This is a genomic window from Dryocola baronae, from assembly GCF_051297175.1.
Lineage (GTDB): Bacteria > Pseudomonadota > Gammaproteobacteria > Enterobacterales > Enterobacteriaceae > Dryocola.
Genome location: NZ_JBINNY010000001.1, coordinates 4,459,948 through 4,479,653 on the forward strand (window position 1 = coordinate 4,459,948; position 19,706 = coordinate 4,479,653).

Consider the following 19,706-nt stretch of genomic DNA (forward strand, 5'->3'; position numbering starts at 1 on the left):
GATGAGTGTGGATAACAAGATGCCGGAGATTCGGTTTAAGGGGTTTAGTGAGGCGTGGGAGAAATACCCACTGGTCACATTTATAAGCACACTGGATGCTGGTGTAAGCGTAAACTCTGGTGATAGACCTGCTAACGAAAACGAGTTTGGTATTCTCAAAACAAGTTGTGTAACCAATGGATTTTTTGAACCGAACGAAAATAAGGTTGTATTTAAGACGGAAGAAATAAGTCGTTTAAAAGAACCAGTATTAGAAAATACAATCATCATTAGCAGAATGAATACTCCTGCATTAGTAGGAGCCAATGCATATATCAGCAAAAGCTACGCTAACTATTTCTTACCTGACAGACTTTGGGCTGCAAAACCATCGTCTATAGGTGACTTGAAATTCCTAGCCTACATATTGGGTTCAGATAAAGGACGACGAGCTCTATCGGATTTGGCCACAGGAACCTCAGGTTCAATGAAAAACATCTCAAAGCCAGCAGTCCTTGAATTAGAGTTTCGGACGCCGGCGAAAGAAAAAGAACAAATCCAAATCGGCAACTACTTCCAAAAACTAGATGTCCTGATCAACCAACACCAACAAAAGCATGACAAACTCAGCAGCATTAAAAAAGCCATGCTGGAAAAAATGTTTCCCAAAAAGGGCGAAGCCATCCCAGAAATTCGCTTTAAAGGGTTTAATGGGGAGTGGGTGGAACGCAGTTGGAGCGATACGGTTGATATTTCAACAAACATGGTAGATCCGAGAAACTGCCAGTATGGTGAGTTATTTCATGTCGGCCCAGGAAATATCGAATCTTTCACGGGAAGATTTTACAATAATGTATTGAAAGTAAAAGATAGCAATTTAATAAGCGGAAAATTCCATTTTAATAAGGGTGATATAATTTATGGAAAAATCAACCCCCAACTAGCAAAGTATGTTATCGCACCTTTTGAAGGGCTTGCTAGTGCAGATGCATATGTATTGAATACCAAAAATGGAGTAGTTCAAAACTATTTATTTGCAATTCTTCATACCGAAGACTTTTACAAATATACGGTTTCAGTTTCGTCGCGCACGGGCATGCCAAAGATAAATAGGGATGAACTGAATATTTATAGTTATATGGCGCCTTCTGAGTCAGAACAAACCCAAATCGGCAACTACTTCCAAAAGCTCGACGCATTGATCAATCAACACCAACAACAAGTCACCAAACTCAATAACATTAAGCAGGCCTGCTTAAGCAAAATGTTTGTCTAACAGGGAGCGCCATCATGATTACCTTTAAAACCGAAGCGCAATTTGAGCAGGCCTTTATTGAAGTACTGACCCATAAAGGCTGGGAAACAGAGATACTCAAAAACAAAACTGAAGCCGATTTGCTGCAAAATTGGGCAAACATTTTGTTTGAAAATAATCGCCAACGGGATCGCTTAAATGATGTGCCGTTAACCAATACGGAAATGCAGCAAATTATTGAGCAAATCAAAGAGCTTAAAACCCCGCTCAAGCTCAACGGCTTAATTAACGGTAAAACCGTGGCAATTAAGCGCGATAACCCAGCCGATACCTTGCATATGGGCAAAGAGGTCAGCTTAAAAATATACGATCGTCAGGAAATCGCCGCCGGCCAGAGCCGTTACCAAATTGTGCAACAGCCAAAATTTGAACGCGGAAGCCCTTTACGTAACGACCGACGCGGCGATGTGCTGTTACTGATCAACGGGATGCCGGTGATCCATGTAGAGTTGAAGCGCAGTGCTATTCCGGTTAGCCAGGCAGTAAACCAAATTGAAAAATACAGCAAAGAGGGTGTATTTAGCGGCTTGCTTTCGCTTATCCAGGTCTATGTGGCAATGGAACCAAATGAGACAAAATACTTTGCCAACCCCGGGCTAGACGGCAAGTTTAACCCGGACTATCAGTTTAACTGGGCCGATTTTAATAACGAGCCCATGAACCACTGGAAAGACATCGCCTCTACCTTGCTGTCTATCCCCATGGCACACCAGTTGATTGGCTTTTATACCGTTGCCGACGATACCGACGGCGTGCTGAAAGTCATGCGCAGCTATCAGTATTACGCCGCCAATGCGATATCTGACAAAGTCGCCAAAACCAACTGGCAACAACTGGGTAGCGCGGCCAATAACCCCGATCGCCTCGGGGGATATGTGTGGCATACCACGGGTTCGGGTAAAACCATGACCAGCTTTAAATCGGCACAGTTGATTGCGCAATCGAAAGACGCCGATAAAGTGATTTTTTTAATGGATAGGATTGAGCTGGGCACCCAGTCACTCGCGGAATACCGCAATTTTGCTGGTGATGGTGAAGACGTTCAAGCCACCGAAAATACGCACGTACTCATTACCAAACTAAAAAGCACCGCCCCCGCCGATACGTTAATTGTTAGCTCTATTCAAAAAATGAGTAATATTTTTGAAGCGGTAGACGATGAAGGTACGGCCACAAACTCTGCGGATATTGAAAAAATTCGCGCTAAGCGTTTGGTGTTTATTGTCGATGAGGCGCATCGCTCTACCTTTGGCGACATGCTGATTATTATTAAGCGTACCTTTCCGCGCGCCCTGTTTTTTGGCTTTACCGGTACACCAATTCAAGAAGAAAACGAAAAAAACGGCAATACCACCAGTACCGTATTTGGCAACGAGCTACACCGCTATAGCATTGCCGATGGCATACGCGATGGCAACGTACTTGGTTTTGACCCTTACAAAGTGCCCACCTTTAGAGACAGTGATCTAAGACAAGCGGTCGCGTTAGAGCAAGCCAAAGCCAACTCGGTGATGGAGGCCATGGATAACCCGGCCAAAAAGAAAAAGTTTAACCACTTTATGAAAGATGTACCTATGGCTGGCTATAAAGACGCCACAGGCAAGTACCACAAAGGCATTGAGGACTATGTGCCTAAAAGCCAATATTTAACTGATACCCACCAAGAAAAAGTCGTGAGTGACATCTTGGATAAATGGGATGTGCTCAGCCAAGGCAATAAATTTCACGCTATTTTGGCGACTAACAGCATTGCCGAAGCCATTGACTATTACCGCCGTTTAAAAGCCGCTAAACCTGAACTTAAAGTATCGACTTTGTTTGACCCAAATATTGATAACGACGGCAGTGGCGACCGTGGCCCCACCTTTAAAGGCGATGGCCTGGAAGAGATTATGGCCGACTATAACGCGCGTTATGGCCAGGATTTTGATTTTGCCCGCCATGCAGCCTTTAAAAAAGATTTAGCGGCACGCCTTGCCCATAAAAAGCCCTACGAGCGCATTCACACAGAGCCTTCAAAGCAATTAGATTTATTGATCGTGGTGGATCAAATGCTCACTGGCTTTGACTCTAAATGGCTTAATACCTTGTATTTAGACAAAGTGATTAAATACCAAAATATTATTCAAGCGTTCTCGCGCACCAATCGCTTGTTTGGCCCCGACAAACCCCACGGCATCATCCGTTATTATCGCTATCCACACACCATGGAGCAGCACATTAACGATGCGGTAAAACTCTATTCCGGCGATAGACCTATCGGCTTATTTGTTGATAGGTTAGAAAGCAATCTTAAAGCCATGAATGAATTAGTAGTGGAAATTACCGAGCTGTTTACCAGTACGGGTGTTGAGAACTTTGAAAAACTGCCAGACGATATAGAAGCCTGTGCTCAATTCGCCAAATTATTTAACACCTTTAGCCAGCACCTGGAAGCGGCTAAAGTACAAGGTTTGCATTGGGAACAGTCAGTCTATTCCTTTACTGAAAATGATATAGAACATGAGGTAACGCTGGACATAGACGAACAAACTTACCTGAGCCTGGTCCTGCGCTATAAAGAGTTAATAGCCAAAGGTGATAGCGATGGCGCAGGTGGCGGCGATGTGCCTTTTGATATCAGTGGTTATTTAACTGAAATAGATACTGGCAAAATTGATGCAGACTATATGAACAGCCGCTTTGATAAATATTTAAAAGAGCTGAACCAACATCAAGACTCGACGAGCATCGAAACCACATTAAATGAGCTGCATAAGTCATTTGCATCACTCACCCAAAGTGAGCAAAAGTACGCCAAGCTTTTCTTGCACGACTTGCAACGTGGCGATGCGCAGTTAGTTGAAGGCCATACTTTTAGAGACTACATCAACACCTACAAAGATAACGCTGAAAATGCGCAATTAAACGCGGTGGTTGATGCTCTTGCTTTAGATAAAGGGCTACTCATCGCATTAATGGCTGATAGTGTTAATGATAAGAATCTCAACGAGTTTGGTCGCTTCGACGCATTAAAAGATTCGGTAGATAAGGCAAAAGCCAAGATCTATTTTGAAAAACAAGACGGTGTAATCATACCTCCATTTAAATTGAATATACGCATAGATCAGTTTTTAAAGCAGTTTATCTTTGCACAAACGAATGATTTCCTAAGTGACAAAGATGTTGTTGGTGTCGTGATGTAAAGAAGACCCAACCCTGTACATTATTCTAAGTAACCTTAATCGAATTTATATAGGTGATCGCTCAAGCGGTCACCTAACACCATAATAAAATGCCTCATTGCCGCATAGTACATATTTTCAAAGCATCCTTAATCGTCAAGTAAATCCCTTACCGCATCAAGTAAATTTCTAATTATCAGTCTTTCTTTAAACGATTAACAAAATCTACCATGTCCGAGTGGTTTACCACGCGACCGTAATCCACATCTGCAAGACCAGCCAGGATGCTCTGGTGACACCGTTCTCTTTCAGCCATAAAATTGATCAACGACTCCTTAATAATCCAGCTCTTAGAACGATCCAATTCAATAGCGAGATTTTCTACGGCTATGGCTAGCTCAACTGGTATCTGTGCGCTGATAGTTTGCTTTTTAGTAAGCGGACCCATAGGGGCTACCTCGTTTAATAACATTTAATAATTTCTATTAAATTTAGCATAGCTATGCTTACAAAAACATCAGCCTCTTTTCACTGGCAACGCCATCGGATACTGCTTCCCCACAAGTTCCAGACAGTGCCAACTCCCATTCTGAAAATAGCGAATGGTGTATAGACGTCATCAAAAGTTGAGAGGGAAATCGCAAGAGGCCTCATATGGCGCGGATTTCAGGCACAAAAAAAGCCACCCGTAGGTAGCTTGATTTGCATATCGTTGGTGCCGAAGGCCGGACTCGAACCGGCACGTATTTCTACGGTTGATTTTGAATCAACTGCGTCTACCGATTTCGCCACTTCGGCACGAAGGGTATGCGGAAAACGTTGTGGATTATACCTGTCGCTCGCTACCTTGCAAGCTCCGCTCTGCGTAACTTGCGCTAACTGCTGAAAAATACAGCGCCTCACTCAATGTCCCTCTGACGCTGCTGCTCCGTTCTCTTACCGCGCCGCTTCACAAATTCACGAAATCTATTCCTGCGCCGTTTACATCACCTTTCATTTGTTATGTGATCCCGTTACGGGTTTTAGTAATTACCCCCCCTTCTGCTTTGCCAAATCTTAACCAGGAATCGTGTATGCGTTTTTACCAGGCCGACCCCACGCTTGAAAGCTACTGGCGCGGCGTCATCCTTTTTGGAAGCAACTTCGCAACTTACAAGTTTGCTCTGGCGCATGCGCTATACGACGTGGAGCGCCATAACGCGCTTATCCTGCTTGAGGATCTGGCGGTGCCGTTCAGCAGGCACATCTGCGAACACCTGAAGCAGGCACCCAAGCAAATCCTCAACGTGAAAAATCCCGGCAGGTTTCTTACCGCCTGCATGCAGTTCAATAACGGCGAGATATCCCCGGAGCAGCTCCGACAGATGACGGTGCGCTACGGGTTCTCGGTGGTGCTGGATAAGTTTCACAACGTGAAAGGCGGCGAAATCGAGAAGCGCTTTTACGTTAAGCAAGGCGGGGCGAGTAAAGCTATTTTTCTGACGGATGAGTTCTATCGGCTCGCTGAATCTGCTCAGTTTGATAACCTGGTTCACGAAACGGACGCGCGCTGGCGCCTGGTGGAAAAGGCGTGGGAGATGGCGCTGCCGCCGAAACTGCTGGACGTACATTACGACGAGAATCAGCAGGTGCTTTTTACGCAGCTTAAGAACGACAGAATCACGCTGACAAGCTGCCGCAACAGCCTGAATGGCTATCAGAAGGGCTACTGTTTTTACTGCAACGCGCCGATTAGCCTGCATTCCGGAGATGCGCAGCTTGCGGAAGTGGATCATTTTATCCCGCTGATGGCGCAAAAAGCCCTGCCGGGGATAAACCTGAACGGCGTCTGGAACCTGGTGCTGGCGTGCCGGGAGTGCAATCGCGGGCCGAACGGGAAGCACGCGCAGATCCCAAGCCTGGATCTGCTGGAGCGGCTTAACACGCGCAATGAGTATTTTATTAACAGTAAACTGCCGCTGCACGAGGCGATTAAAAACCAGACAGGCGGGCATGAGATCCTGCGTAGGCGCTTTTTAAACGCGCAGTGGAACGTCGCCGCCATCGGTACGCGCGTGCCCTGGAAACCTTCCACAAATGGGGAACTGATACTCTGATGTCGATTAATTACTATCAAACCTACGCCCGGACATTTTTCGATGGCACGGTCAATGTCGATATGACGACCCTTTACGAATCTTTCACCCGACACCTTGCGCCAGGCGCGCGGGTTTTGGACGTAGGCTGCGGTTCCGGGCGTGATGCAAAGGCATTTTCCGAGATGGGTTACCGGGTTGAAGCGTTCGATGCTTCCTCCGAAATGGTCGCGCTGGCGCGGCAGCATACCGGGCTTCCGGTACAGCAAATGACATTCGCGGACGTGAACGTCGAACAGCATTACGACGGCATCTGGTGCTGCGCCTCCCTGCTTCACGTGTCCGCGTCCGAGCTTCCCAAAGTGATGCAGAAACTCGCTCGTGCGCTTAAGTCCGGCGGCATCTGGTATGTGTCGTTTAAATACGGCGAAGGCGAGCGCGAAAAGGATGGCCGCAGGTTTACCGATATGAATGAGGCAGGTTTGCAGGCTTTGCTTGAGGCGACTCCAGGGATAGCATCAGTCTCGCTTTGGACGACGCAGGATAAGCGGCCAGGGCGCGATGAGGTGTGGTTGAATGCGGTGTTGAGAAAGGGATAGGTACGCCCTCCCCCCAATCCTCTCCCCCAGGAAAGGGAGTAGATCGAGGTTCCCACTGCAGTGCCCCCCCTCCATACCGCACATCCTGCAATCCCCCCTGACTCCCGTCATGCTCTACACTTCCTTGCTGAACCAACGCTAAGGAAATCACATGTCTAAGATAAAAAGTTACGCCGCCTCTAAGGCCGGTGCAGAACTTGAGCTTTACGAATTCGACGCGGGTGAACTGCTGCCAGAGGACGTTGAAATCAAGGTGGAATACTGCGGGATCTGCCACTCCGACCTGTCGATGATCGATAACGAATGGGGCGTGTCACAGTACCCGTTAGTGCCGGGCCACGAGGTGGTTGGGCGCGTGCATGCGCTCGGCAGCGCGGCGCAGGATAAAGGGCTGAAGGTTGGCCAGCGCGTGGGCATCGGCTGGACGGCGCGCAGCTGCGGGCACTGCGATGCGTGCATCAGCGGCAACCAGGTGAACTGTCAGGAAGGCAGCGTGGCGACGATCGCCAACCGCGGCGGCTTTGCCGATAAAATTCGTGCGGACTGGCAGTGGGTCATTCCACTACCGGACGCGATTGATATCGAAACCGCAGGCCCGCTGCTGTGCGGCGGTATCACGGTGTTTAAACCGCTGCTGATCCACAACGTGACGGCCACCAGCCGCGTGGGCGTTATCGGTATCGGCGGCCTTGGGCATATCGCCATCAAGCTGCTGCACGCCATGGGCTGCGAGGTGACGGCGTTCAGCTCCAATCCGGCAAAAGAGCAGGAGATCCTGAAAATGGGCGCGGATAAGGTGGTGAACAGCCGCGATCCGCAGGCGCTGACGGCGCTCGCCGGGCAGTTCGATCTCATCATTAATACCGTAAACGTCGATTTGGACTGGCTGCCGTACTTCGAAGCGTTGGCCTACGGCGGCAAGTTCCACACCGTCGGCGCGGTGATGAAGCCGTTCGCCGTTCCGGCTTTTAAGCTGATTTCAGGCGACCGCAGCGTTACCGGTTCCGCGACCGGCTCCCCGCACGAGCTGCGCACGCTGATGAAGCTGGCGGGCCGCGCGAAGGTTGCACCGCAGACCGAGCTGTTCCCGATGTCGAAAATCAACGAAGCTATCCAGCACGTGCGCGACGGCAAGGCCCGTTACCGCGTGGTGTTGAAGGCGGATTTTTGATGTTAAAAAGGCTCCTGTGAAGGAGCCTTAGATGTGAGTCGCGGATGGGATTGTCGGGTGGGATGTCGGATGGCGGCGTTGCCTTATCCGACCTACAACCCAGCTTTAACCAGTGCAGCAAACACCTCGGCAACGGCAACCGCGCCGGGGTCTTTTACCCCTTCCAGGCTATTGCTGTTGACGTAGGACGAGCGTCCCGCATTGGCTTTTTGCATTTTCGCCGTGGCCTCCGCACCTTCTGCTGCGGCTTTCGCTGCGGCCTTCAGGTCTTTATCACGCAGGGCTTCTAGCGCCGGCTGTAGGGCGTCGATGAGCGTTCTGTCGCCCAAATCCGCGCCGCCGTAGCGTTTCATCTGCTCCAGGCCAAACAGCAGAGACTCGGCCAGCGGCTGTTGCTCACCGATCTTCTGCCCTGCGGCGGTGAAGAAGATGGACATCAGCACGCCGCTTGAGCCGCCCATCACCGTTGCCAGGCGGTCGCCCACCAGCTCCAGCAGCGCGGCGGCATCGTTGAGCGGCAGCTTGCCGCCGTCGTTCAGCTCCGCAATATCCCGCGCGCCTTCGGCAAAGGTCGAACCGGTATCGCCATCGCCCACTTTGGCATCCAGCGCATTCAGGTGGTTTTCCTGCTCGATAAGCGTTTTCGCCACGCTTGCCACCACCGCCTTAACGGCAGCGTTATCGGACGGCGTGATTTCCACGTCGCGGCGCAGGACGCTGTGTTTTTGCGTCGGCATCACGTGGTGCTTCACCATCGGCAGCCAGCCTGCGGTTTCCACGTCGGCCTTCAACGCCTTCGTGAAGGTGTCGTTGAGGGCGATAACCGACAGCGAGAAGCCCTTCATGTCCAGCGCGCTCACCAGCGGCGCGGGGCCAATCAGGTATTCAAGCTGATCTTTAAGATCGGAGTGCGCCAGCTCTTTGGTCAGCAGCGCCATCTCAAGGGAGGACACGCCGCCCAGGTTGTTGATCAGCACCGCCAGCTTCGCCTCGTTGCCGGTTTTTTTACGCAGGTGTTCAACCAGCGTGGCGATAATCTCTTTGCTGTTCTGCGTGTCTACCGTGCTGGCACCCGGCTCACCGTGAATGCCCAGCCCCAGCTCGACGTGGCCGCCTTTGATGCGCCCTTCTTCATCGTCGTCTTCGCTGCCCGGCAGGTTGCAGGTCTGCATCGCCACGCCCATGCTCGCGATATTCTCGCAGGCCTGCTGCGCAAGGGCTTTAACGTCGCTCAGGGATTTGCCCTGCTCCGCGGCGAAGCCCGCAATTTTATGCACCAGAGCGGTACCGGCAATGCCGCGCGGCTGCTTATTGTCCGGCAGCGAGATGTCGTCGCCGACGATCACCATCTCGACCTTCAGGCCGTGCTTTTTGGCTTTCTCCGCCGCCAGGCCAAAGTTCAGTCGGTCGCCGGTGTAATTTTTGACTATCAGCAGGCAGCCGCGGTCGCCGGTGACCGCAACGATGGCGTTCAGCACGGCGTCCACGCTCGGCGAGGCGAACAGGTCACCGCACACGGCGGCGGTAAGCATGCCTTTACCCACAAAGCCCACGTGGGCCGGTTCGTGGCCGGAGCCGCCGCCGGAGATTATCGCGACTTTACTTTTGTCCCAGTCGTTGCGGACGACAACGCGGATGGCGGGGTCTATCTCGAGGCGCGTCAGGTTGCGGTAGCGGGAACTGATAATAACGCCTTCGATGGCGTCGTTGACCAGCTGTTTGCGGTCGTTAAAGAAGAATCTGGACATAGTTTCCTGATTTTTTGTAAGACGTATGAAAAGCATAGTCCCTCGTGCGAGAGATGCCGCAACCTTGGGAATATGCTGATGACGTTCTCTATGCGATTGCTATGCTTATGGAAATGTCGCCACAGGGAAACCATCATGACCGCGCCGCTGCTTATTGCCAGAACTATCGATAAAGAACTGCATTTACTGCCCAATATGGCTAACCGCCACGGGCTGATCACCGGCGCGACGGGCACGGGCAAGACCGTCACGCTGCAAAAGCTGGCGGAATCCTTCAGCGAAATCGGCGTTCCGGTGTTTATGGCGGACGTAAAAGGCGATTTAACCGGCGTGGCGGAAGAAGGCGCGGAGTCAGAAAGGCTGTCAGCAAGGCTTGCGAAAATCGGCGTCACGGACTGGTCGCCGCACGGCAATCCGGTGGTACTGTGGGATATCTTCGGCGAAAAGGGCCACCCGGTGCGGGCCACGGTGTCAGACCTTGGGCCGCTGCTGCTCGCCCGCCTGCTAAATCTAAACGATATCCAGTCCGGCGTACTGCAAATCATCTTCCGCATTGCTGATGACCAGGGCCTGCTGCTGTTGGATTTCAAAGACCTGCGCGCCGCCACGCAGTACATCGGCGACAACGCGAAGTCGTTCCAGAATCAGTACGGCAATATCAGCAGCGCGTCGGTGGGCGCTATCCAGCGCGGGCTGCTGCAGCTTGAGCAACAGGGCGCGGAGTACTTCTTCGGCGAGCCGATGCTCGACATCAAAGACTGGATGCGCACCGATGCGAACGGCAAAGGCGTCATTAATATCCTCTCGGCCGAAAAGCTCTACCAGATGCCGAAGCTGTACGCCGCAAGCCTGCTGTGGATGCTCTCCGAGGTGTACGAACAGCTCCCGGAAGCGGGCGATCTCGAAAAGCCCAAGCTCGTGTTCTTCTTTGACGAAGCGCACCTGCTGTTTAGCGATGCTCCGCAGGTGCTGCTGGATAAAATCGAACAGGTGATTCGGCTTATCCGCTCGAAAGGCGTCGGCGTTTATTTTGTCTCGCAGAACCCGTCGGATATCCCGGATACCGTGCTGGGGCAGCTCGGCAACCGCGTTCAGCACGCGCTTCGCGCCTTCACGCCGAAGGATCAAAAGGCGGTGAAAGCCGCAGCGCAGACCATGCGCGCCAACCCGGCGTTCGATACCGAAAAAGCGATTCAGGAGCTGGGCACCGGCGAGGCGCTGGTGTCCTTCCTCGACGAAAAAGGCAGTCCGACGGTGGTGGAACGCGCCATGGTGATTGCGCCCTGCTCGCGCATGGGGCCGGTCACGGAGGACGAGCGCAACGGCCTGCTGAACCACTCGCCGCTGTACGGCAAATACGATGAGGCGGTAGACCGCGAATCCGCCTATGAAAAGCTGCAAAAAGGCGTGCAGGCGGCGGGCGAGCAGCAGGACGCGCCGCCGGCAAAAGGCGGATCGGTCGCCGTGGACGACGGCATTCTTGGCGGGCTAAAGGACATTCTGTTCGGCACCACCGGGCCGCGCGGCGGCAAGAAGGACGGCGTGGTGCAAACCATGGCGAAGAGCGCGGCGCGGCAGGTGACTAACCAGATCGTTCGCGGCGTGCTGGGCAGTATTCTGGGCGGGCGTAAACGCTGAGAGATCCTCTCCCGTTAAGGGAGAGGAAAGAGCAAGACGTGGGGGTTCGCTATCAGAAGTAATATTTAAACCGTAAGCGGCCGCCGTAGCGGGCATCGTTGTTGCTGCCGCCGTTGTTCTTCGCGTCGGCATTCACCCACGAGGCGTAGGCACCGAGGTAAATATTGAAGTTCGGCATGCCCATCACGTTCGGGAACTGGTAGGACGAATGAACGGTGTGGATATCGTAGGTGCCCGGGTCGGTTATCCAGCAGTCGTTATCGCAGGTTCTGAACGCCGAGGCGTCGAAACGATCGATGTCGTTGTGCGCGTAGATATAGCCCAGCTCGAAGCGGCGCCACAGGGCGTTGATCCCGGCGGTGAAGTCGGTTTCGTCGGTGGCGTCCAGATAAGCGGTGTTCAGGTTAGCCACGATGCCGTCATCCGGATCGTTTTTCTGGCCGTTCCAGGTCATGGTCAGGCCGTAGCCCGTACGGTCAGACTGATCGACCCACTGCCCGTTTGCATCACGGAAGCCGTAGGCGTTGTTCACGACGTTGGTTTCCATCGCCGCCGCAACCGAGAAGGCGTCCTGCGACCAGGCGATCACCGGGCGCAGATAGGCGACGTTTTTGTCGTTTTTCAGCTCGCGCCCGTGGTAGGACTTATCAACAAACAGCGAACTGCCGTCTTCCAGCAGGGTATTAAGTTCGAAGTACCAGCTGTCGATATTCTTGCTCATCAGGAAGCTGCCGCCCGCGTCACTGCGCCCGCGCCCTTCTTTCATCATGTAGATGTAGCCGTAGCCGTCGTCGTAGAGGTCGTTTGCGGTGTTGCCGGAATACTCGACGAAGGTGTCCTGGTTGAGCGGGAACATGTCATAGGCTTCGAAGCGGCCAACTTTGATTTTCCAGTCATTTTCGTGACCAAAGAAGAATACCGCGTCATCAAGATTCATTGAGCCGGTCAGGTCTGCGAGGGGCTGCGCGGAGAAACCGGCAAAATTGCCGTTATCCATACGGCGATAGCCGTCAAAGCCTAACAGCAGACGGCCGTTAATATCCCAGCGCTCATTATTACCCGACGCCCAATCGTTATTGGCGCTATTACGTAATGAGGTTAAACCTGCGCTGCGGCTTGCGGCGTCCATATTAAATTCGACGTCGCCATATATTTTAAGATCGCCATAGCCGTTGAGCGTTAATTGTGGAGCGTTATTACTGGAAGGGTTATTTAATGGCTGTTCGCTTTTAACGATTACCGGCGCGGTTTGTGCAGGCATGGGCGCAGGGGTCGCCTTAAGCTGTTTGATTTCTGCTTCAGCGCTGGCGGCACGCTGTTCGGCCATCTGCAGACGCTGCTCTAGCTGGTTAAGCCGTTGCTCGAGCGCGCTTTCGCTGGTTTTTGCCATCGCTCCGGACGAGATTAAAGCCCCAATCAATAAGGCTAGTGAATTTATTTTTAAACTCATTTCATATCCTTATAAAGTTTATTATTTTCCATTAGGCACCAAGAAATATTTTCTTTGCGCTAAGGGGGCAAAGAAATAGATATTTCTAATTAACGGTATAGTTCTTCAGGTTAAATATACGAGGAGCAACATAACAACTTTGTATTCCATTGACAAAACGAAGTGATGATAATCCTTGCTGCGTCACAATCATCTATATTAACGCTCGAAAAATAGCTTTATCTATTTCTCGCAAAAATATTGAACCGGGAATATATATCGTTAACTTCTTTTATTTGTGTAAATACAGCGCTGAAAACGAAAAATCATAATAAATTTCGCCCATAGCCTTTTCTAAAGCCGGGCGGCGAAAAAGCAGTTCTTTGAATCCCGTCACAATCGCTCGATCTCGTTTTCCCATTCGGCGTTTATGTAGCTAAATTGTTAACTCATCCGACCACATAACTATTATAAATTTCTGGAAGAGACTATGAGCTATCCGTCGCTGTTCGCCCCGCTCGATCTGGGCTTCACCACCTTAAAAAACCGCGTGCTGATGGGTTCGATGCACACCGGGCTTGAAGAACACCCAAACGGCGCCGAGCGGCTGGCGGCGTTTTATGCCGAACGCGCGCGTCACGGCGTGGCGCTGATCGTCACCGGCGGCGTGGCTCCCTCGCCTTCGGGCGTCGGCGTGGAAAGCGGCGCGGTGTTGAACGATGCCAGCCAGCTTGCGCACCATCAGGTGGTGACCGATGCCGTGCATCGCGAAGGCGGCAAGATCGCCCTGCAAATTCTGCATACCGGGCGCTACAGCTACCAGCCCAACCCGGTTGCCCCGTCGGCCATTCAGGCACCGATCAACCGCTTCAAGCCCCACGCCTTAACGCACGGCGAGATCCTTGCGCTGATTGATGACTTCGCCAGCTGCGCAAGCCTCGCGCGGCAGGCCGGGTACGACGGCGTGGAGATCATGGGCTCGGAAGGCTATCTGATTAACCAGTTTTTAGCCGCGCGCACCAACCAGCGCGACGACGAATGGGGCGGCGACTACCCGCGTCGCATGCGCTTTGCCGTTGAGGTGGTACGCGCCGTGCGCGAGAAGGTCGGGCCGGACTTCATCATTATTTATCGCCTTTCGATGCTCGATCTGGTGGACGGCGGCGGCACGTTTGACGAAGCCGTGCAGCTGGCAAAAGCCATCGAAGGGGCTGGCGCAACGCTGATTAACACCGGCATCGGCTGGCACGAAGCGCGGATCCCGACCATCGCCACGCCCGTTCCGCGCGGTGCGTTCAGCTGGGTAACACGCAAGCTTAAAGGCCTGGTGTCGATCCCGCTGGTGACGACCAACCGCATCAACGATCCGCGAACCGCCGAGGAGATCCTGGCAAACGGCGACGCGGACATGGTGTCGATGGCGCGCCCGTTCCTCGCGGACGCGGAGCTGGTATCCAAGGCGCAGCAGGGCCGCGAAGACGAGATCAACACCTGCATCGGCTGCAACCAGGCGTGCCTGGACCAGATTTTCCTCGGCAAGGTGACGTCCTGCCTGGTGAACCCGCGCGCCTGTCACGAAACCAAAATGCCGATTGTCCCGGCTAAAACGACCAAAAACCTGGCGGTGGTTGGCGCGGGCCCGGCCGGTCTTGCGTTCGCGGTGAACGCCGCCGGGCGCGGGCATAAGGTCACCCTCTTCGACGCGGCGGCGGAAATCGGCGGGCAGTTTAATATCGCCAAGCAGATCCCCGGCAAGGAAGAGTTTTACGAAACGCTGCGCTATTACCGCCGCATGCTGGCGCTGACGGGCGTGGACGTTCGGCTAAATCAGCACGTAAATGCTCCAATGCTGCAGGCGTTCGACGAGGTGATCCTCGCCTGCGGCATTGAACCACGCATGCCGCTCATCGACGGGATTACGCATCCTAAGGTGCTGAGCTATATCGACGTGCTGCGCGACAAGGCTCCGGTTGGCGAGCGCGTGGCGATTATCGGCGCGGGCGGCATCGGCTTCGACGCGGCGATGTACCTCAGCCAGCAGGGCCAGTCCACCAGCCAGAATATCGCCGAGTTCTGCGTGGAATGGGGCATCGATACCAGCCTGCAACACGCGGGTGGGCTGCGCCCGGAAGGCGTTCACCTGACCAAAAGCCCGCGACAGATTGTTATGCTACAGCGTAAAACCAGCAAACCCGGCGAAGGCCTCGGCAAAACAACGGGCTGGATCCACCGCACTACGCTTCTGGCGCGCGGCGTGAAGATGCTGGCGGGCGTGGGCTACGAACGTATTGATGACGAAGGGCTGCACATTACGATTAGCGGCGAACCGCAGCTGCTGGCGGTGGATAACGTGATTATCTGCGCCGGGCAGGATCCTCGTCGCGAACTGGTCGAGCCGCTACGCGAGCTGGGTAAAACGTTGCATTTGATTGGCGGGGCGGACGTGGCGATGGAGCTGGATGCCCGGCGCGCGATTGCGCAGGGCACCCGTTTAGCGCTGGAGATTTAGCGGCGACGGCCTAGCTTCACGGCCTTGAGCACCACGAATTTGGTGTTCGAGGCGACCGTGTCGCAGTTGCCGAAGATTTTCTTCAGCTTGCGGAAGTAGTCCAGGTGGCGGTTTGCCACGATATACAGCGCGCCGTTGTTCACGAGGCAGCGGCGGGCATGGTGGAACATTTCCCACGCAACCTGGTCGGTCAGCGCGTGCTGCTGGTGGAACGGCGGGTTGCACAGAATAGTGTTGTAGCGGTACGGCTCCACGCCCGACAGCGCGTTGTTGATCATAAACTCGCAGCGGTCGAGGTTTTCCGGCATGTTGGTTTCAACGTTCAGGCGGCTTGAGGCCACCGCCATCGGCGATTCGTCCACAAACACCACCTGCGCTTCCGGGTTCTGGTCGAGCAGGTGCAGACCGACTACGCCGTTGCCGCAGCCCAGGTCCACAATTTCCCCTTCCAGACCCGTCGGCAGATTCTCGATAAAAAAGCGTGCGCCGATATCCAGACCGGTGCGGGAGAAGACGTTCGCGTGGTTGTGAATCGTCCACGGCGTGCCGTCCAGCTTCCAGCTCAGGGTTTCCGGGGCGTCTTTCAGATCCGGGTTGGTGAAGGTGCCATTAATCAGGCGCGCCTTTTTCCATGCCAGCGTGGTGGTGGTCGGGCCGAGGATCTTCTCGAACAGCTCAAGCGTGGAGTTATGAATATCGCGGGCTTTTGCGCCAGCGAGAATACGCGTTTCAGGCGTCACAACCTTGCGCAGGGCGCGCAGCTGCTGTTCGAGCAGTGCCAACGTTTTTGGAATTTTGATAAGCACGGTGCCCGGCGCCTGCGGATAAGGCGCGGTGCTGTCCAGGAACGTCACGTTAGATTCAATGATGTCGTTGTTGTTCAGGTTCTGGCGCGTCGCCAGTTCGCTGAGGTACGAATCGCTGATGCTGTATGGCTTGTGCTCGGCCAACACGGTGGCCAGCGTGCCAAAGGTGTCGTTAAAAATCAGGACCGGGCCGCTGATTTCGGTGTCGTCCAGCTGTTGCAGCAGATACTCATCCGCCGCTTCCCACGCCTGAAGCGGGTTGACGTCGTCCGTTTCCGGGAAACGTTTTAGTGTCAGTGAACGGAAACCGTTGTCTAATTGGCTCATCGGCCCTCCTGGATGGTAAAATTTCGGCGTTATCCCCGAATGGGGGCGAGAGTATACCCTTTTTTCCCTCAACCTGAGACAAGCATGAGCGAACTGATTTATTTAAGCGGCTATCCCGAGCATTTGCTTTCGCAGGTTCGCACGCTGATCGCCGAGCAGCGGCTTGGCGAAGTGCTGGAAAAGCGTTACCCGGACAGCCACAACGTCGCCACGGACAAGGCGCTTTACGCTTATACCCAGGATCTGAAAAGCCAATATCTGCGCAACGCGCCGCCGATCAATAAGGTCGCTTACGACAGCAAAATTCACGTTCTGAATAACGCGCTGGGCCTGCACACGGCGATTTCACGCGTGCAGGGCGGCAAGCTGAAGGCAAAAGCGGAGATCCGCGTGGCGACGGTGTTTAAATCCGCGCCCGAAGCCTTTCTGAGAATGATCGTGGTGCACGAGTTAGCGCACCTGAAAGAGAAAGATCACAACAAGGCGTTTTACTCGCTGTGCTGCCATATGGAGCCGCAGTATCATCAGTTTGAGTTTGATACGCGCCTGTGGCTCACGCAGCTGGCGTTAAAAGGTTCTGCTTAACGAATCGGTGGATGGCGCTAACGCTTATCCACCCTACGCGTCCTGCACGGGTGGGAGCTGAACGCGCCCGCCATTAACGATAAACCTCTTACCTGGACCCATTTATGATTCGATTTGCCGTGGTTGGAACTAACTGGATCACCCGACAGTTCGTCGATGCCGCCCACGAAAGTGGTCACTATAAGCTTACCGCCGTTTACTCCCGCACCCTCGAACAGGCGCAGGCTTTTGCCAACGATTATCCCGTTGAGCACCTGTTTACCGACCTCGACGCCATGGCGCAGAGCGATGCGATTGACGCAGTGTATATCGCAAGCCCGAACGCCCTGCACGCGCCGCAAAGTATCCTCTTCTTAAACCACAAGAAGCACGTGATCTGCGAGAAGCCGCTGGCCTCGAACATTCGCGAGGTCGAAGCCGCCATTGCCTGCGCGCGTGATAATCAGGTCGTGCTGTTCGAAGCGTTCAAAACCGCGAGCCTGCCGAACTTTATCGCCCTGCAGCAGGCGCTGCCAAAAATCGGCAAAGTCCGCAAGGCGCTGCTCAACTACTGCCAGTATTCCTCCCGCTATCAGCGCTACCTGGACGGCGAAAACCCGAACACCTTTAACCCGGCCTGGTCGAACGGCTCGATCATGGATATCGGTTTCTACACGCTGGCCACGGCCGTCGCGCTCTGGGGCGAGCCGCATTCCGTACACGCCACCGCGACGCTGCTGGAAAGCGGCGTCGATGCCCACGGTTCGGTGCAGATGAACTACGGCGAGTTCGACGTGAACCTGCTGCACTCCAAGGTGAGCGATTCGGTGATTCCGAGCGAAATTCAGGGTGAAGCGGGCTCGCTGGTCATCGAGAAGATTTCCGAGTGCCAGCGCATCACCTTCGTGCCGCGCGGCGGTAAGCCGCAGGATCTGTCACTGCCGCAGCACATCAATACTATGCTGTATGAAGCCGAAACCTTTGCTCGCCTGGTGGCAGACAACGAAGTGAATCATGCAGGGCTTGTCACGTCGCGTATTACCTCAACGCTTGCCACGGAAATACGTGCGCAGACGGGGGTGAAATTCCCGGCGGACGATGTGCCCGCGACCCTCACGGCGTAAAGCTGTGTAAAAGGCAGGTTACGAGATATTGACCGAAATGATATGTCGTAATATTTTGTTACCTGCAAAGGGGAGTAACTTCATTGCCGGTTAATCGTCATTACGGTGCGCAAGCACCCGGTTGCCGGGCAATGCGAATGGTTTTTTTCACTAAAATCCATTCCGCGTTGTAAGTGAGACCTTGCCGGAAGGCGAGATCCCTGTTGCAAGCGAAAGCGGCTGGCGTCTTCCGACGTTGGCCGTTTTTGTTTTTGAAGGAATCTCTTATGAATAGTGTTGGCACGCCGTTACTGTGGGGCGGCTTCGCCGTCGTCGTTGTCATCATGCTGGCAATCGACCTCCTGCTTCAGGGCCGTAAAGGCTCGCATACCATGTCGATGAAGCAGGCCGCCGCCTGGTCTCTGGTGTGGGTTACGCTTTCCCTGCTGTTTAACGCCGCCTTCTGGTGGTATCTCACCGGTACCTCCGGGCGCGAAGTGGCGGACACCCAGGCACTCGCCTTCCTCACCGGTTATCTGATTGAAAAAGCCCTGGCGGTGGATAACGTCTTCGTCTGGCTGATGCTGTTTAGCTATTTCTCGGTGCCTGCCGCCCTCCAGCGCCGCGTGCTGGTTTACGGCGTGCTGGGCGCGATTATCTTGCGTACGGTGATGATTTTCGCGGGCAGTTGGCTGATTACCCAGTTCGAATGGCTGCTGTACGTCTTCGGCGCGTTCCTGCTGTTCACCGGTATCAAGATGGCGCTGGCGAAAGAGGATGAAGGCGGTATCGGCGACAAGCCGCTGGTGCGCTGGCTGCGCGGCCATCTGCGCATGACGGATAAAATCGAAGGCGAGCATTTCTTCGTGCGCAAAAACGGCCTGCTGTTTGCCACGCCGCTGCTGCTGGTGCTGATTCTGGTGGAGCTGAGCGACGTGATTTTCGCGGTCGACAGCATTCCGGCTATCTTCGCGGTGACCACCGACCCGTTCATCGTGCTGACGTCTAACCTGTTCGCCATCCTCGGCCTGCGCGCCATGTACTTCCTGCTGGCCGGCGTGGCGGAACGCTTCTCGATGCTGAAGTACGGCCTGTCGGTGATCCTGGTGTTTATCGGCGTGAAGATGCTGATTGTTGATTTCTACCATATCCCGATTGCGATTTCGCTGGGCGTGGTGGGCGGTATTCTGGCGCTAACGCTGGTGATTAACGCCGTGGTGAACGCGCGTAACGATCGCAGGAAATTAGCGAAGTAATTGTGTCGGGTGGAGAAACGTAA

General features: G+C 53.8%; 14 protein-coding genes and 1 tRNA gene. 10 read left to right on the plus strand and 5 right to left on the minus strand.

What is annotated here, in order from left to right:
* Position 1: 1 nt before the first annotated feature.
* Together ACSPHG_RS21035 and ACSPHG_RS21040 are read left to right on the plus strand one after the other, a co-directional pair.
* Complete coding sequence (locus tag ACSPHG_RS21035; protein WP_435955442.1) at positions 2 to 1,255, plus strand: restriction endonuclease subunit S; 1,254 nt, start codon at positions 2 to 4, stop codon at positions 1,253 to 1,255.
* A gap of 14 nt (positions 1,256 to 1,269) precedes the next feature.
* Entirely contained in the window at positions 1,270 to 4,479 is a 3,210-nt protein-coding gene (locus tag ACSPHG_RS21040) for a type I restriction endonuclease subunit R, EcoR124 family (RefSeq protein ID WP_435955444.1), read from the plus strand.
* A gap of 175 nt (positions 4,480 to 4,654) precedes the next feature.
* Here ACSPHG_RS21040 and ACSPHG_RS21045 read toward each other — a convergent pair whose 3' ends face one another.
* Both ACSPHG_RS21045 and ACSPHG_RS21050 read right to left on the minus strand, forming a co-directional pair.
* The gene (locus ACSPHG_RS21045; RefSeq protein ID WP_435955445.1) at positions 4,655 to 4,906 is read right to left on the minus strand and encodes a CopG family ribbon-helix-helix protein; all 252 of its coding nucleotides are present in this window, start codon (positions 4,904 to 4,906) and stop codon (positions 4,655 to 4,657) included.
* Between the two features lie 265 nt (positions 4,907 to 5,171).
* A tRNA-Leu gene (locus ACSPHG_RS21050) sits at positions 5,172 to 5,256 on the minus strand.
* A 275-nt stretch (positions 5,257 to 5,531) separates the two neighbouring features.
* On the opposite strand from ACSPHG_RS21050, the gene ACSPHG_RS21055 reads away from it, so the two are divergent.
* The 3 genes from ACSPHG_RS21055 (at position 5,532) to ahr (ending at position 8,303) form a co-directional block, all read left to right on the plus strand.
* On the plus strand, positions 5,532 to 6,554 hold the full coding sequence (locus ACSPHG_RS21055; RefSeq protein ID WP_435955446.1) for an HNH endonuclease family protein: 1,023 nt from the start codon (positions 5,532 to 5,534) through the stop codon (positions 6,552 to 6,554).
* Positions 6,554 to 7,132 carry a class I SAM-dependent methyltransferase gene (locus tag ACSPHG_RS21060; RefSeq protein ID WP_435955447.1) on the plus strand — a complete coding sequence of 193 codons (579 nt, stop codon included), beginning with the start codon at positions 6,554 to 6,556 and terminating at the stop codon, positions 7,130 to 7,132. Before ACSPHG_RS21055 ends, ACSPHG_RS21060 begins: the two co-directional genes overlap by 1 nt.
* 151 nt (positions 7,133 to 7,283) lie before the next feature.
* Positions 7,284 to 8,303: an NADPH-dependent aldehyde reductase Ahr gene (gene ahr, locus ACSPHG_RS21065; protein WP_435955448.1), complete on the plus strand. Its 1,020-nt coding sequence runs from the start codon at positions 7,284 to 7,286 to the stop codon at positions 8,301 to 8,303.
* 92 nt (positions 8,304 to 8,395) lie between these two features.
* On the opposite strand, the gene ACSPHG_RS21070 is transcribed toward ahr, so the two are convergent.
* Positions 8,396 to 10,051 (minus strand): dihydroxyacetone kinase subunit DhaK, encoded by a 1,656-nt coding sequence (locus ACSPHG_RS21070; RefSeq protein WP_435955449.1) that lies wholly within the window; start codon positions 10,049 to 10,051, stop codon positions 8,396 to 8,398.
* Positions 10,052 to 10,186: 135 nt separating this feature from the next.
* Here ACSPHG_RS21070 and ACSPHG_RS21075 point away from each other — a divergent pair, with 135 nt between their 5' ends.
* A complete protein-coding gene (locus ACSPHG_RS21075) occupies positions 10,187 to 11,689 on the plus strand; it encodes a helicase HerA-like C-terminal domain-containing protein (RefSeq protein WP_435955450.1) in 1,503 nt (500 codons plus the stop codon).
* Between the two features lie 52 nt (positions 11,690 to 11,741).
* Here the strand turns inward: ACSPHG_RS21075 and ACSPHG_RS21080 are convergent, their stop codons facing one another.
* Positions 11,742 to 13,139, minus strand: coding sequence for a carbohydrate porin (locus ACSPHG_RS21080; protein WP_435955451.1), 1,398 nt, complete (start codon positions 13,137 to 13,139; stop codon positions 11,742 to 11,744).
* A 469-nt stretch (positions 13,140 to 13,608) separates the two neighbouring features.
* Here ACSPHG_RS21080 and ACSPHG_RS21085 point away from each other — a divergent pair, with 469 nt between their 5' ends.
* The gene (locus ACSPHG_RS21085) at positions 13,609 to 15,627 is read left to right on the plus strand and encodes an oxidoreductase (RefSeq protein ID WP_435955452.1); all 2,019 of its coding nucleotides are present in this window, start codon (positions 13,609 to 13,611) and stop codon (positions 15,625 to 15,627) included.
* On the opposite strand, the gene rlmG is transcribed toward ACSPHG_RS21085, so the two are convergent.
* On the minus strand, positions 15,624 to 16,760 hold the full coding sequence (gene rlmG / locus ACSPHG_RS21090; RefSeq protein WP_435955453.1) for a 23S rRNA (guanine(1835)-N(2))-methyltransferase RlmG: 1,137 nt from the start codon (positions 16,758 to 16,760) through the stop codon (positions 15,624 to 15,626). The two genes, ACSPHG_RS21085 and rlmG, sit on opposite strands and share 4 nt — an antisense overlap.
* Positions 16,761 to 16,844: 84 nt before the next feature.
* On the opposite strand from rlmG, the gene ACSPHG_RS21095 reads away from it, so the two are divergent.
* The 3 genes from ACSPHG_RS21095 to ACSPHG_RS21105 all read left to right on the plus strand — a co-directional run bounded on the left by ACSPHG_RS21095 (position 16,845) and on the right by ACSPHG_RS21105 (position 19,683).
* Positions 16,845 to 17,345 (plus strand): M48 metallopeptidase family protein, encoded by a 501-nt coding sequence (locus ACSPHG_RS21095; protein ID WP_435955454.1) that lies wholly within the window; start codon positions 16,845 to 16,847, stop codon positions 17,343 to 17,345.
* Between the two features lie 104 nt (positions 17,346 to 17,449).
* A complete protein-coding gene (locus ACSPHG_RS21100) occupies positions 17,450 to 18,448 on the plus strand; it encodes a Gfo/Idh/MocA family protein (RefSeq protein WP_435955455.1) in 999 nt (332 codons plus the stop codon).
* Between the two features lie 266 nt (positions 18,449 to 18,714).
* Positions 18,715 to 19,683 carry a TerC family protein gene (locus ACSPHG_RS21105; protein ID WP_435955456.1) on the plus strand — a complete coding sequence of 323 codons (969 nt, stop codon included), beginning with the start codon at positions 18,715 to 18,717 and terminating at the stop codon, positions 19,681 to 19,683.
* Positions 19,684 to 19,706: the final 23 nt, after the last annotated feature.

Coding starts and splice junctions, on each gene's coding strand:
- ACSPHG_RS21035 (WP_435955442.1), top strand. CDS start 2: ATGAGTGTGGATAACAAGATGCCGGAGATTCGGTTTAAGGGGTTTAGT.
- ACSPHG_RS21040 (WP_435955444.1), top strand. CDS start 1,270: ATGATTACCTTTAAAACCGAAGCGCAATTTGAGCAGGCCTTTATTGAA.
- ACSPHG_RS21045 (WP_435955445.1), bottom strand. CDS start 4,906: ATGGGTCCGCTTACTAAAAAGCAAACTATCAGCGCACAGATACCAGTT.
- ACSPHG_RS21055 (WP_435955446.1), top strand. CDS start 5,532: ATGCGTTTTTACCAGGCCGACCCCACGCTTGAAAGCTACTGGCGCGGC.
- ACSPHG_RS21060 (WP_435955447.1), top strand. CDS start 6,554: ATGTCGATTAATTACTATCAAACCTACGCCCGGACATTTTTCGATGGC.
- ahr (WP_435955448.1), top strand. CDS start 7,284: ATGTCTAAGATAAAAAGTTACGCCGCCTCTAAGGCCGGTGCAGAACTT.
- ACSPHG_RS21070 (WP_435955449.1), bottom strand. CDS start 10,051: ATGTCCAGATTCTTCTTTAACGACCGCAAACAGCTGGTCAACGACGCC.
- ACSPHG_RS21075 (WP_435955450.1), top strand. CDS start 10,187: ATGACCGCGCCGCTGCTTATTGCCAGAACTATCGATAAAGAACTGCAT.
- ACSPHG_RS21080 (WP_435955451.1), bottom strand. CDS start 13,139: ATGAGTTTAAAAATAAATTCACTAGCCTTATTGATTGGGGCTTTAATC.
- ACSPHG_RS21085 (WP_435955452.1), top strand. CDS start 13,609: ATGAGCTATCCGTCGCTGTTCGCCCCGCTCGATCTGGGCTTCACCACC.
- rlmG (WP_435955453.1), bottom strand. CDS start 16,760: ATGAGCCAATTAGACAACGGTTTCCGTTCACTGACACTAAAACGTTTC.
- ACSPHG_RS21095 (WP_435955454.1), top strand. CDS start 16,845: ATGAGCGAACTGATTTATTTAAGCGGCTATCCCGAGCATTTGCTTTCG.
- ACSPHG_RS21100 (WP_435955455.1), top strand. CDS start 17,450: ATGATTCGATTTGCCGTGGTTGGAACTAACTGGATCACCCGACAGTTC.
- ACSPHG_RS21105 (WP_435955456.1), top strand. CDS start 18,715: ATGAATAGTGTTGGCACGCCGTTACTGTGGGGCGGCTTCGCCGTCGTC.